Here is a 13,079-nt window from a genome sequence, read left to right on the forward strand (position 1 = left end):
AGCGCTCAGTCGCGGGTGACGCGGACGCCCTTGCCGACCACCGTGATCCCGGTGTCCGTCACGGTGAAGCCGCGCGAGCGGTCCAGTGCTGCGTCCACGCCGACCGTGGCGCCGGGATCGACCACGGCCGCCTTGTCGACGATCGCGCGGCGCACGGTCGCGCCGGCGGCGATGCGCGTCTGGTCGAACACGATCGAGTCGGTGAGCATCGCCCCCGACTCGATGGACGTGCGCGCGCCGAGCACGCTGCGCTCGATGTGCGCCCCCGAGATGACCGAACCCAGCGACACGATCGAGTCGATCACGGTGCTGAGCGTGCCGCGCGCGTCGCGCGTGAACTTCGCCGGCGGCATGTTGTCCTGCCGGCTGAAGATCGGCCACTCGTTGTTGTAGAGGTTGAAGACCGGCAGCACGGAGATCAGGTCCTGGTGCGCGTCGAAGTACGACTCGATCGTGCCCACGTCGCGCCAGTAGTACCGGTCGCGCGACGTGCTGCCCGGCACGTCGTTGTTCTTCATGTCGTAGACGCCGGCGGTCCCCTTCTTCACGAAGTACGGCACGATGTCGCCGCCCATGTCGTGGTTCGAGTCCGTGCGCTCGCCGTCGGCGCGCACGGCCTCGACGAGCGCCTCGGTGGTGAAGACGTAATTGCCCATCGACGCGAGCACCTCGCCGGGCGAGTCGGGCAGCCCCTGCGGCGACGCCGGCTTCTCGAGGAAGTCGCGGATGTCCGCCGGGCTCTCCGGATCGACGTCGATCACGCCGAACTGGTTCGCCAGCGCGATCGGCTGACGGATCGCGGCGACCGTGCACTCCGCCCCAGACGCGATGTGCGCGTCGATCATCTGGCCGAAGTCCATCCGGTACACGTGGTCGGCGCCGACCACGGCGATGTAGTCGGGCTGCTCGTCGAACACGAGGTTGAGGCTCTGCAGGATGGCGTCGGCCGAGCCCAGATACCAGCGCTTGCCGAGGCGCTGCTGCGCGGGCACCGATGTGACGTACGAGTTGAACAGGCCGCTCATGCGCCACAGCTGCGAGATGTGCCGGTCGAGGCTGTGCGACTTGTACTGCGTCAGGACGATCACCTGCCGCAGCCCCGAGTTCATCAGATTCGACAGGGCGAAGTCGATCAGTCGGTAATGGCCGCCGAACGGCACCGCGGGCTTCGCGCGGTCCAGAGTGAGCGGCATGAGTCGCTTTCCCTCACCGCCCGCGAGGACGATTCCCAGCACCTTCTTCGTCGTCGACGCCATACGGCCGACACTAGTGTCATTCCCACTCTTCCGGGCAGATGGTCGCCAGAAGCGGTCGCGTCTGCTAGCGCCTTCGGCGGTAGGTTGACACCATGCGCGTCGACCTGCTCACCCGCGAATACCCGCCCGAGATCTACGGAGGAGCCGGCGTGCACGTCGCCGAGCTCGTGAAGGCGCTGCGGCGCGACATCGAGGTCGCCGTGCGCTGCTTCGGCGCGCCGCGCGACGAGCACGGCGTGCACGCGTACGCGGTGCCCGCCGAGCTCTCGGGCGCCAACGGCGCGCTGCAGACCATGGGCGTGGACCTCGCGATCGCGCGCGACGTCGAGGGCGCCGACCTCGTGCACTCGCACACCTGGTACGCGAACTTCGCGGGCCACGTCGCGAAGCTGCTCCACGGCATCCCGCACGTCGCGACCGCGCACAGCCTCGAGCCGCTGCGCCCCTGGAAGGCCGAGCAGCTCGGCGGCGGCTACCGCGTCTCGAGCTGGATCGAACGCGACGCGCTGACCTCCGCCGACGCCGTGGTCGCCGTCAGCGAGGGCATGCGCCGCGACCTGCTGCGCGTGTACCCCGATCTGGATCCGCAGCGCGTCAAGGTCGTCTACAACGGCATCGACCTGGAGGCGTGGAAGCGCGTGGACGATCCGGATGCGGTGCGGGCGCTCGGGATGGATCCGGATCGCCCGTCGATCGTCTTCGTCGGGCGCATCACGCGGCAGAAGGGCCTGCCGTACCTTCTGAGGGCGGCGCGGCGGCTGCCTCCCGGAGTGCAGCTCGTACTGTGCGCGGGCGCGCCCGACACACCGGAGATCATGGCCGAGGTCGAGGGCCTCGTCGCCGAGCTGCGCGAGGCGCACGAGGGCCCGGCGGCCGAGGACATCGTCTGGATCGATCGGCACCTGCCGCGCCACGAGCTGTGCGCCGTGCTGAGCGCCGCCACCACGTTCGTGTGCCCCTCGGTGTACGAGCCGCTCGGCATCGTGAACCTCGAGGCCATGGCGTGCGGCGCCCCCGTGGTCGGCACGGGCACGGGCGGCATCCCCGAGGTCGTCGCGCACGGCGAGACCGGCACGATCGTCCCGCTCGACCAGCTGCAGGACGGCACGGGCACCCCGACGGATCCCGAGCGGTTCGTCTCCGACCTCGCGGCGGCGCTCACGGAGATGGCGTCGGATCCGGATCGCGCCCGCGCGCTGGGCGAGGCCGGCCGGCAGCGCGCCGAGCGCGAGTTCTCGTGGCTCCAGATCGCCGACCGCACGCGGGCCCTCTACGCCGACGTGCTGGCCGGCTGAGCGCCGGTCGGCGACCCTGGGCGGCGTCTCGTCCGACAGGTCGGCGGTGCCCGCGTCGGCCGCCGAGCCTGACACGCGCACCCCCGCGCCTCCAGCCCGTCGGACCGCACGGGCGACGGCGCTCGTCGCGGCGGCCGGCGCGGCGCTCGGGGTGCTGGCGTTCCTCGCCGACGGCTTCCAGGGCCCGGTCGGCGCGGTGGCGATGGGGGTCGTGAGCTCCGCGTCGAGCTGGCTGCTGGGCACGAGCGTCGTGGGCTTCCTCGCCTCGACGCGGCGCTCCGCGCCGCTCCGCGCGGCGCTGTTCATGGCCGCGGCGACCACGGCGTACTACGCGCTGCGCTGGGGCGCGCTCGAGCCGTGGCGGATGGGCTCGCCCGATCCGGCGTCCGAGCCGTGGAACTCCCCCGCCGGCCTGCGCTTCCTGCTGGTGGCCATCGTGTGGCTCGTCGGCACGGCCGCGGGCGGCGCCGTCGTCGGCGCGCTGGCCCACGCGATCCCGCGGCCGAGGGGCCGCGCGAACGCCGTGGCGATCGGGCTGTGGCTGGGCGTCTGCGCCGCACCCGCCCTCGCCTACCTGCCGGATCTGGTCTCGAACGCCGTCGCCGCGGGGACCGCCCCCGGCTGGATCGGCACCGCCGACACCAGCGCACCGTTCGTGCTCGTCAGCGCGCTCTCGGCGCTGATCCTGGTCGTCCTGGCGATCCCGGCCGTCGCGCGCAGGTGCCGGGCGCTGCATCCGTCCGCGACCTTGGTGCTGACGGCGCTGACCTCGAACGTGCTGCTCGCGGTCGTCTTCCGTCTCGGCACGGACGTCGTCCGCGCGATCCTCGACGCGCTCTGACGTCCGCGCACGCCTGCCGTGTGGCTCAGTCGTCGGGGTGACCGCTCAGTCGTCGGCCCCGTGGGGCGGCGGAAGCCTCCTGGGCCTCAAGCTCCTCTTCAGCACCACCGCTCCGACGACCGAGCGCGGGATCCGACGACGGGGCGGCGGCGGTCGGGCGACCTCAGCGCCGCATACTCACCGTCACCGTGAACTTCGGGTTGCGGCCCGCCTGCCGCGTCGGTCCGACGATGCGCTCGAGGATCGGGCGGTAGCCGAGGTGCGAGTTGAACACGCACCACAGCTCGCCCCCGGGGCGCAGCACGCGCGCGGCGTCCGCAAACAGCTTCGGCGCGATCGCGTCGGTGACCGCCGCGCCGGAGTGGAACGGCGGATTGAGCAGGATCAGGTCCGCGGACGCGTCCGGCCGAGCGGCCAGCCCGTCGTCGCGCACCACGGCGACGCGATCCTCGACCCCGTTCGCCTCGACCGTCGCCCGCGCGGACGCCACGGCCGCGGCCGACTGGTCCGTCGCGACGATCCGGATCGCGGGCCGCGCCTTCGCGAGGGCGGTCGCGAGCACGCCGGTGCCGCAGGCGAGGTCGATGGCCGCGTCCGCCTCGCGCATCTCCGGGAGGAACTCGAGCAGGAACCGCGTGCCGATGTCGATCGACGCGCCCGCGAATGCCGCGCCGTGCGCGCACACCGTGAGGCCGAGATCCGGATGCTCCTGCGCCCGCGGCCACTCGCCTCCCGCGCCGCGGATCGGCGCGCCCGCGCGCAGCACGCGCGACTTGCTCGCGGCGCGACTCGCGGTCACCGCGGAGAAGTGCCGGCCGAGCACGTCGTTCATGCCGAGCGTCATGTGCTTCACGCGGCCGCCCGCGACGAGTCGCACGTCGTCCGCCGCGGCGCCCGCGACCACCCGCGCGATCTCGTCCAGCGCATCCAGGGAGCGGGGCAGCTGCAGCAGCACGGTCGACGCGCCCGCCGCGAGCTCCGGCCCGAGATCGTGCCACGTCACGCGCTCGAGCCCGATGCCGAGCGCCGCGGCGTTCGCGGCCAGCGCGCGCTCGCCCGTGATCGCGTCCTGGTGCACCCGGATCCGGACGTCCGGATCGGCGGTGAGCAGCGACAGCGACAGCGCGCCGTGGCGATCGCCGATCACGACGACGTCGCCGGCCACGTCGCCCGCCTCGCTCAGGATCAGCCGGTCGCTCGCGTCGGCCGCGACCAGATCGTGCGCCTCGACGTCGGGCCACCGGCGCAGCCGCGGCGCGATGGCGTCGAACGCCTCGACCGCGGAGCTCAGGATGCCGCCCGCTCGGAGATCCGCTGGCCGACGACGGCGGAGACGCCGTCCTGCCGCATCGAGACGCCGTACAGCGCGTCGGCGATCTCCATGGTGCGCTTCTGGTGCGTGATGACGATCAGCTGGCTCGACTCGCGCAGCTGCTCGAACACGCCCAGGAGGCGCCCGAGGTTCGCGTCGTCGAGCGCCGCCTCGACCTCGTCGAGGATGTAGAACGGGCTCGGGCGGGCCTTGAAGATCGCGGTCAGGAACGCCACGGCCGCGAGCGACCGCTCGCCGCCGGACAGCAGCGACAGCCGCTCGATCTTCTTGCCGACGGGTCGCACCGACACCTCGATGCCGGTCGTGAGCAGGTCGTCCGGGTTCGTCAGGGCGATGGATCCGGTTCCGCCGGGGAACAGGATCGGGAAGACCTCGGTGAAGGCGGTCTTCGTGTCCTCGAACGCGGCCTCGAAGATGACCTGCATGCGCTCGTCCAGGTCGGCGATGATCGTCATCAGGTCCTTGCGGGTCTGGACGAGGTCGTCGAGCTGCTCGGTGAGGAACCTGTGGCGCTGCTCGAGTGCCGCGAACTCCTCGAGCGCGAGCGGGTTGACGCGGCCGAGCTGCGCGAGCTTCCGCTCCGCGTCGCGCAGCCTCCGCTCCTGCATGCGCCGGTCGTATGGGATCGACCCGTGCATGCCCTCATCGGCATGTTCGGCGTCCGCGACCAGATCCGACGCCCCATCGATGTCGGCGACATCGCGAGGGACCGGCTGATCCGGGCCGTATTCCGAGACGAGGATCTCTTCGCCCAGGCCCAGCTCGCTCGACACCCGCTCGAGCAGGCTCGTGACGTGGAGCTTCTTCTCGTGGATCTGCAGTTCGAGTCCGTGGACGCTCTCGGTGAGCCCCGTGAGCCGCTCGCGCAGGCCCGCCTCCTTGCCGCGCAGCTCGCGCAGCTCGGCCGTGACGGTCGCGCGGGCGCTCTCCGCCTCGGCGAGGGCCATGCGCGCCTCGCTCACCGAGCGGTCGACCGAGTCCAGCAGGTGGGGCAGCTCGGCCGCGACGCCCTGGGCGATCTCGCGCTGCCGCCGGCGCACGACCGCGCGGCGCGCGGCGGCGGCCGCCGCCTCGCGCTCCCGCTCGCGCTGCCGCTCGAGGCTCGCCGCGCGGGCCTCGGCCGCGCGGACGCGCTCGCGCAGGGTCTCGACGTCGAGGCGCGCGCGCATCTCCTGCTCGCGCGCCGTCTCGAGCGCGGCCAGGTAGTCGTCGCGCGCGGACGCGTCCAGGATCGGCCGGGGCTTCTCGAGCGCGGCGTTGAGCTCATCCGTCGCGGCCTTGGCCTTGGCCTCGGCGTCCGCGACCGCGCCCTGCGCCTGGGCCAGTCCCGCCTGCAGGCGCTCGCACTCGGCGACCGCCGCCTCGTGCCGCACTGTGGCCTTGTTGAGCTGCTCGGCGTGCTGGGCCAGCTGGGCGTCGTGCTCGCGCAGCTCCTGCAGCGCGTCCTTCGCCCGGCGCCGCGAGGTCTGCAGGCGCTCGTTCGCCTCGGTGCGCAGCACGGTGTGCTCCTCGACCTGCACGCGCACCTCGGCGAGGCGTGCGGCGGCGGCGTCGCGCTCGGCCTGCAGCTCGAGGCGCGAGCGCTCTCCCGTCCCGGCCCGCACGGTCTGGGCGGTGCACACCTCGCCGGCGCGCGTCACGACCGTGATCGGCGCATCGGGCGCCGCCTCGAACGCGGCACGTGCGGCCGCGAGGTCCTCGGCGACTGCCACGTGCGCGAGGATGCGCAGGAGGCCCTCCGGCGCGCGCACGACGTCCCGCGCCGGCACGACACCGGGCATCGCGGGCGCGGCGGCGTCGGCGTCGGCGCCATCCGCATCCGCGATCACGATGTCGACCACGCCGAACTGGCCCGCGCTCTCCGCCACGGCGAACGCGGCCGCGCGCGAGTCGACCAGCACGCCCTCCGCGAGCGGACCCAGCACGGCGGCGATCGCCGCCTCGTAGCCGGCGTCGACGTGCACCTCGTCGCCGACGAGCCCGCGCACGCCGTCGCCGCCGCGCGCGATGAGCGCGGCGGCGCCGTTCTGCACGTCGAGCGCGCTCGAGAGCGCGGCGACCTTCGCGGTCAGCGCATCCGCCTCGCGCTCGGCCGCCCGGTGCGCCTCGCGGATCCGCTCCAGCTCGGCCTCGGCCTCGTTCGTCTCCCGCTGCGCGGCCTCGTATGCCGCCTGGTGCTCCGCGGCGGACCCTTCGGACACCAGGCCCTCGGCACCCTGGGACGGGTCGATGCGCTCGAGCTCCTCCGCGGCCGCAACGCGGCGCTGGTCCGCGGCGTCGAGCGCGTTCTGCTGGCGCAGCACGCCGCCGCGCACCGCTGCCAGGGCCGACTGCGCCGCGTCGGCCGAGCCGCGCAGCGCGGTGAGCCGCATGTCGTGCTCCGAGACCAGCGCGCTCTGCTCTGCGATGTCGGCGTCCAGCGCGTCGAGCTCGCCGCGGGCGCGCACGACCGCGCGGGACGCCGCCTGCACGGCGTCCTGTGCGGCGCCGAGCCCGTCCGAGATCTGCGTGATCTCCTCGCGCGCCTCGTCGATGGCCGCCTGCGTGACCGTGACCGACACGGCACCCTGATCCTCGTCGGCGCCCAGCAGCGCCAGGCGCTGATTGGCGAGCGTGAACAGCCCGCGCAGGCGCTCCTGCACCTGCTCGAGCGCGAACGTCACGCGCCGCGCCTCGTCCACCGCCTCGGCGTTCTGCTCTCGCTCGAGGTGCGCGATCCGGCTGCGCACGCCGTCGGCCTCGTCCTGCAGCACGAGGCGCTCGGTGTGGCGCTCCTGCTCGCTGCGGGCGTGATCCGCGAGCGCCGCGCGCAGCTGCACGACCTCGTCCGCGAGCAGGCGCGCCTTGGCGTCGCGCACGATCGCCGCGATCGTCTGCGCCTCCCGTGCGATCTCGGCCTGCTTGCCGAGCGGCTTCAGCTGCCGCCGGATCTCGCCGGCGAGGTCGCTCAGGCGCGTGAGGTTCTGCTCCATGGCGTCGAGCTTGCGGAGGGTCTTCTCCTTGCGCCGGCGATGCTTCAGGATGCCCGCGGCCTCCTCGATGAAGCCGCGACGGTCCTCGGGCGTCGCCTGCAGCACGGCGTCGAGCCGCCCCTGTCCGACGATCACGTGCATCTCGCGTCCGAGGCCCGAGTCGCTCAGCAGCTCCTGCACGTCGAGCAGGCGGCACGACTCGCCGTTGATCGCATACTCGCTGGATCCGCTGCGGAACAGCGTCCGGCTGATCGTGACCTCGGCGTACTCGATGGGCAGCGCGCCATCCGAGTTGTCTATCGTCAGCTGCACCTCGGCGCGCCCGAGCGGGCCGCGCGTGGCGGTGCCGGCGAAGATGACGTCCTCCATCTTGCCGCCGCGCAGGGTCTTGGCGCCCTGCTCGCCCATGACCCAGGCGAGGGCGTCGACCACGTTGGACTTGCCGGATCCGTTGGGGCCGACGATCGCGGTCACCCCCGGCTCGAGCGCGAACGTCGTCGGCTGCGCGAACGACTTGAAGCCCTTGAGCGTCACGCTCTTCAGGTGCATCCGCGCTCCCTTCTCGACCGGTCGATCCGGGGCGGGAATCCCCGGAAATCTGCGGATTTCACGCTACCCGACGCCCCGCCCCAGGTCGTGCGCCACGCGACAGCGGCCCGGACACGCCTGAGAGAACGCTTGACGGACGCTGAACGGCGCCGCTAATGTCGGGATCCGCGACCCACGCACGAACGAGAGGAGGGGCGCGATGATCACCGAATTCACTCCGGCATTCCGCGCCTCGCGCCTCGATGCGGCCACCCCGCTCATGGGGATCGGCACCGCCGTCCGGGCGTACTCGCGCGGCCTCCGCGCGGCGATCTGACGCCCGCACGCCACCCGTCTGCCCGGTGAGGGCTCCCTCCTGAGGCATCCGCCTGCGAGGGACCTCCCTCCGGCACCCGCTCCGCTCGGCGGAGCGGATCCCGCGATCCGCGGCCCCTTCGGCCGCGTCGATCGCCGCCATCCCCCTGTCCGCTCCGGCGGCGGGATCCTCCCCGCTCGGGGAATCATCCATCCACGTCCCCGCCCGGGGGCCTCACCGAGGAGACACCATGTCCAACCACAACACCACGACCGACCGCCGCGACGCCCTCGTCCAGGGCTCCGAGGCGCAGGCCGTGCGCACGTCGCATCCGCCGCAACCGCCGTCGGTGACGCAGAGGCTGCAGAACCGCTCTGCCCGCACTGCGCTTCCCGACCGGGTGGCGATGTGGATCGGCCTGAGGCTGATGCTCTGGGGCACGCGCCCCGTGCAGGGCCGGGCCGCGGACGCCGACCTGCACGAACGGCACCTGGAGCGCGAGCTCCTCAAGCGCCAGCAGGAGCTCGACCTCATCCGCGCATGGGGCGGCCTCCACGGCACGCAGTTCGGTCGCTGACACACAACCCCCCGGGGCCGGGCGTCATCGCCCGGCCCCGATCCTCCCCCTCTCGAAGGAAGCATCACTTCTCATGTCTCCTGTGACATCCGCTCCCCTGTCCGGGCTGCGCATCGACGCGCTGTCCGTCCCCGCCACGATCGACGCGGCCGATGCCGCCGACCTCCTGGCCGCCGCCGAGATCATGACCGCCGCGGGCCGTCACGACAGCGGCACCGACCTGTTCGATGTCGAGCCGTCCGAGTGGCTCGTCGCGCTGCGCTCGACCAGGTATGTCGAGCGCCGCGTCCACGTCGCCCGCGACGAGGACGGCCGGATCACCGGCGTCCTGATCTTCGAGTACGACCGCGAGGGCGAGAAGACGGCGCACGGCGCCGCGTTCGTGCGCCCCGAGCTGCGCGGTCGCGGCATCGAGGACGCGCTGCTCGACGATCTCGAGCGTCTCGCCCGCGAGCACGGCCGATCCGTCCTGCAGTCCTGGAACCTGGTGCGCGAGGATCTGCCCGGCGAGCGGCTCCCGTCGCCGGCGGGCATCGGATCCATCCCGGCCGAGGCCGAGACGACCCGGCTGCTGCTGCGTCACGGCTACTCCCTCGGCCAGGTCGAGCGCTGCAGCGTGTTCGACTTCGCCGGTTCTCTCGATCACGCGCGCCGCATGCTCGGCGAGGCGCTCGCGAAGGCCGGTCCCGACTACCGCCCGGTGTGGTGGCAGTCGCCCGCGCCCGACGAGCACGTCGACGGCTACGCCTACGCCGTGTCCCGCATGGCGACCGACGCGCCGAGCGGCGAGCTCGAGTGGGAGGAGGAGGTCTGGGACGCCGAGCGCATCCGCTATCGCGAGCAGCTCAAGGCCGACTCCGGCCAGATCATGGCGGTGACCGCGGTGATCCACGAGCCGACCGGCGCCGTCGCGGCGTTCAACGAGCTCGTGATCGGGCGTGATCGAGGCCGCCGCACGGAGAACCACAACACGCTCGTGCTGCCGGAGCACCGCGGGCACCGCCTCGGCACGATCGTGAAGTGCCTGGACCTGATCCGCTGGCACGAGCTCGTGCCGACCTCCCCGAGCGTGATGACCTTCAACGCCGAGGAGAACCGTTACATGCTGGACGTGAACGAGGCCGTGGGCTTCCGCCCCGCCGTCGCGTCCGGCGAGTGGAAGAAGGAACTGTGATGGGACAGGAGACCCTGATGGACATCCGGATCGAGCCGCTCGCGATCCCCGCGTCGTTGGATGCCCCCGACGCGGCGGACTTCCTCGCGATGGTGCGGATCGGCAACGAGGCCTGGCGCCGCGCGTCCGGGACGGATCTGCACGACGACGAGGCCGCCGAGATGCTGGTCCGGTGGCGCGAGACGCCGTACCGCGTGACCCACGGCGCCGTCGCGCGCGTGGACGGCGAGATCGTCGGCGCGGTCCGCGTCGAGTTCGACAAGACCACGCGCGACTCGGCCGAGATCGACGTGACGCTCGTCGAGGAGCACGAGACGGGCGCCGCGTCCGACGCGCTGATGGCGGAGATCGACCGGATCGCGCGCGCGCACGGCCGCACGATCCTGCAGTCGTGGACGATCCACCGCCCCGACCCGGTCGAGGACCGCCTGGTCCCGCCGACCGGCGTGGGGTGGATCCCGAGCCAGGACGCGGCAACGCGCCGGATGCTGGCCGCGGGCTACCGCCTCGGCCAGGTCGAGCGCAACAGCGTGTTCGAGCTGGCGGGGTCGTACGACGCGACCGACCGGCTGCTCGACGAGGCACTGGCGACGGCCGGGCCCGACTACCGCACCGCGTGGTGGGCCGGCCCGACGCCGCCGGAGTACGCCGACGGCTACGCGGCAGCGATCGCGCGGATGTACTCCGACCCGCCCACGGGCGACATGGCGAGCGAGCAGGCCGCATGGGACGCCGCGCGCGTGTTCGAGCGCGACGAGCGCTTCGCCGAGGCGGGCACGCTGATCGGCGTGACCCTGGTGATCCACACGCCGTCGGGGCGGGTCGCCGCGTTCAACGAGCTCACCATCGGCCCGGATCGCACGCGTCCCACCTCACAGTGGGGCACGCTCGTGATGCCGGAGCACCGCGGTCACCGCCTGGGATCGATCGTCAAGTGCGTCGGCCTGAAGAGATGGCACGAGCACGTGCCCCAGTCGCCGCGCGTGTCGACGTTCAACGCCGAGGAGAACCGCTACATGCTCGACGTCAACGAGAAGGTCGGCTTCGTCCCGGCCTCGTACGCGGGCGCCTGGGAGAAGAGGCTCTCCTGAGTCGACGCCCTCGCGTCGCCGCCGATTACGGTTGTGGAGTGAACTACACCGTGATCGGCGGCGGCGTCGGCTGCGCGCGCTTCGTGAAGGGCCTGCGCGAGCACGTGCGGCGGGCGGGACAGGGCGGCCGGATCGACGTCGTCGTCAACACCGCGGACGACTGGTGGGTGTCGGGGCTGCGAATCGCGCCGGATCACGACAGCCTGCTGTACGCGCTCGCGGGCGTGAACGACGCCGAGCGCGGCTGGGGTCGCGCCGGCGAGACAGAGCGGGTGTCGGCCGAGCTGGCCGTGTGGGGCACGGCCCCGGACTGGTTCACGCTCGGCGACCTGGACCTCGGCACGCACATCGCCCGCACGGCGTGGCTGCGCGAGGGGCTGAGCGTGTCCGAGGTGTACCGGCGTCTCGGGGCCCGCTGGGATCTCGGCGTCACGCTGCATCCGGCGACCGACTCGGAGATCGACACGCACGTCCTGCTGGCGGACCGCGATCCGGTCCACTTCCAGGAGTGGTGGGTGCGCCATCGCGCGCAGCTGCCCGCGACCGGCTTCGCGCAGCGCGGCATCGAGCGGGCCGCGATCTCCCCCGGCGCGCGCGACGCGGTCGCGCGCGCCGACGTCGTGCTGATCGCGCCATCCAACCCGGTCGTCTCGGTCGGCCCGGTGCTCGCGGTGCCCGGCATGCGCCAGGCCCTGGCGGGGACGCCCGCGCCGGTGGTCGGCGTCTCGGGCATCATCTCCGGCGCGGTCGTGCGCGGCATGGCGGACGCGTGCCTCGCCGCGATCGGCGTCGAGACGAGCGCGGAGGCCGTCGCCCGGCACTACGGGGCCCGGAGCGCCGGCGGCCTGCTGGACGGCTGGCTCGTGGACGAGTCGGACGGGGACGCCGTCGCCCCGCTGCGCGACGAGGGCATCGCCGCGCGCGCGGTGCCGCTGTGGATGCGCGATCCAGACACGTCCGCCCGACTCGCGCAGGATGCCCTCGAGCTGGCCTCGACGCTCCGCTGATCAGGCCTTCTCGCCGCCCAGGTCCCTCGCGCCCAGCCGCAGCGCCCTCACGAGCGGCTTGTTGATCGCCTGCGACACCGCGGACTGCGTGATGGCCTCCTTCTCGGCGACCTCCTTCTGCTGCAGACCGCGCCAGCTCTCGAACACGGCGCGCCGCGCACGCGGGCTCATGTCGGCCACGACCTGATCTCGCAGCAGCAGGTACGCGTTGACGATCCCCTCCTGCGCACGGAGCTCGGCGGGCGCGCTCTCGTGCACGGTCAGCCAGGAGCGGCCGCCAGGAAGCCGGCCCCGGTCGCGCTCCTCCGCGCGCTGCACGGCGTCCCGGGCCGCCCACCACCCTGGCCCGTCCTGGATCGCCTCGGCGAGCATCGACGCGACCGGCGTGATGTCGCCGACGCCGATCCCGAATCGGCAGACGACACCCTCGGGCAGGGCGAGCTGCAGATAGAGCGTGGCGACCAGCGCGTCCTCGATCGTGTCGTACACGGCCTGGAACTCGTCACCGGCCGTGGGCCACCATGGCTGCACCGCGCGCGGGTGCGCCTTCTCGACCGCGAGAGCCGCCGACTCGATCTCGCGTTGCAGGACGTCGCGGTCCGGCGCCTCGCGGGAGGAGACCACGTCGGAGATGATCGTGACGGCCATGCTCGCAGGATACACTGATATCGCCGCTCACTTAAGTTGTT

General features: G+C 72.9%; 10 protein-coding genes. 6 read left to right on the plus strand and 4 right to left on the minus strand.

The window, feature by feature from the left end; genetic code table 11:
* Positions 1–5: 5 nt before the first annotated feature.
* Complete coding sequence (gene glgC / locus AAD528_RS02815; protein ID WP_345750507.1) at positions 6–1,256, minus strand: glucose-1-phosphate adenylyltransferase; 1,251 nt, start codon at positions 1,254–1,256, stop codon at positions 6–8.
* Between the two features lie 92 nt (positions 1,257–1,348).
* Here glgC and glgA point away from each other — a divergent pair, with 92 nt between their 5' ends.
* Entirely contained in the window at positions 1,349–2,551 is a 1,203-nt protein-coding gene (glgA, locus tag AAD528_RS02820; protein ID WP_345750508.1) for a glycogen synthase, read from the plus strand.
* Positions 2,552–2,597: 46 nt separating this feature from the next.
* Positions 2,598–3,392, plus strand: a complete 795-nt coding sequence (locus AAD528_RS02825; protein ID WP_345750509.1) for a hypothetical protein — start codon at positions 2,598–2,600, stop codon at positions 3,390–3,392.
* Between the two features lie 163 nt (positions 3,393–3,555).
* On the opposite strand, the gene AAD528_RS02830 is transcribed toward AAD528_RS02825, so the two are convergent.
* Both AAD528_RS02830 and smc read right to left on the minus strand, forming a co-directional pair.
* Positions 3,556–4,683, minus strand: coding sequence for a class I SAM-dependent methyltransferase (locus AAD528_RS02830; protein WP_375339580.1), 1,128 nt, complete (start codon positions 4,681–4,683; stop codon positions 3,556–3,558).
* On the minus strand, positions 4,680–8,246 hold the full coding sequence (gene smc / locus AAD528_RS02835) for a chromosome segregation protein SMC (protein ID WP_345750510.1): 3,567 nt from the start codon (positions 8,244–8,246) through the stop codon (positions 4,680–4,682). Before smc ends, AAD528_RS02830 begins: the two co-directional genes overlap by 4 nt.
* 545 nt (positions 8,247–8,791) lie before the next feature.
* On the opposite strand from smc, the gene AAD528_RS02840 reads away from it, so the two are divergent.
* The 4 genes from AAD528_RS02840 (at position 8,792) to cofD (ending at position 12,390) form a co-directional block, all read left to right on the plus strand.
* The gene (locus AAD528_RS02840; RefSeq protein WP_345750511.1) at positions 8,792–9,118 is read left to right on the plus strand and encodes a hypothetical protein; all 327 of its coding nucleotides are present in this window, start codon (positions 8,792–8,794) and stop codon (positions 9,116–9,118) included.
* 82 nt (positions 9,119–9,200) lie between these two features.
* The gene (locus AAD528_RS02845) at positions 9,201–10,292 is read left to right on the plus strand and encodes a GNAT family N-acetyltransferase (protein WP_345750512.1); all 1,092 of its coding nucleotides are present in this window, start codon (positions 9,201–9,203) and stop codon (positions 10,290–10,292) included.
* Positions 10,292–11,383: a GNAT family N-acetyltransferase gene (locus AAD528_RS02850; protein WP_345750513.1), complete on the plus strand. Its 1,092-nt coding sequence runs from the start codon at positions 10,292–10,294 to the stop codon at positions 11,381–11,383. The genes AAD528_RS02845 and AAD528_RS02850 overlap by 1 nt, the downstream gene beginning before the upstream one ends.
* Positions 11,384–11,421: 38 nt before the next feature.
* Positions 11,422–12,390, plus strand: a complete 969-nt coding sequence (gene cofD, locus AAD528_RS02855) for a 2-phospho-L-lactate transferase (protein WP_345750514.1) — start codon at positions 11,422–11,424, stop codon at positions 12,388–12,390.
* Here the strand turns inward: cofD and AAD528_RS02860 are convergent, their stop codons facing one another.
* Complete coding sequence (locus AAD528_RS02860) at positions 12,391–13,038, minus strand: SatD family protein (protein WP_345750515.1); 648 nt, start codon at positions 13,036–13,038, stop codon at positions 12,391–12,393.
* Between the last annotated feature and the right edge of the window lie 41 nt (positions 13,039–13,079).

Source organism: Microbacterium rhizophilum (assembly GCF_039605615.1).
Taxonomy (GTDB): domain Bacteria; phylum Actinomycetota; class Actinomycetes; order Actinomycetales; family Microbacteriaceae; genus Microbacterium; species Microbacterium rhizophilus.

Excerpts from the sequence above, each read along its gene's own strand:
- glgC (WP_345750507.1), bottom strand. The coding sequence starts at position 1,256 with ATGGCGTCGACGACGAAGAAGGTGCTGGGAATCGTCCTCGCGGGCGGT.
- smc (WP_345750510.1), bottom strand. The coding sequence starts at position 8,246 with ATGCACCTGAAGAGCGTGACGCTCAAGGGCTTCAAGTCGTTCGCGCAG.
- AAD528_RS02850 (WP_345750513.1), top strand. The coding sequence starts at position 10,292 with ATGGGACAGGAGACCCTGATGGACATCCGGATCGAGCCGCTCGCGATC.
- AAD528_RS02840 (WP_345750511.1), top strand. The coding sequence starts at position 8,792 with ATGTCCAACCACAACACCACGACCGACCGCCGCGACGCCCTCGTCCAG.
- glgA (WP_345750508.1), top strand. The coding sequence starts at position 1,349 with ATGCGCGTCGACCTGCTCACCCGCGAATACCCGCCCGAGATCTACGGA.
- AAD528_RS02860 (WP_345750515.1), bottom strand. The coding sequence starts at position 13,038 with ATGGCCGTCACGATCATCTCCGACGTGGTCTCCTCCCGCGAGGCGCCG.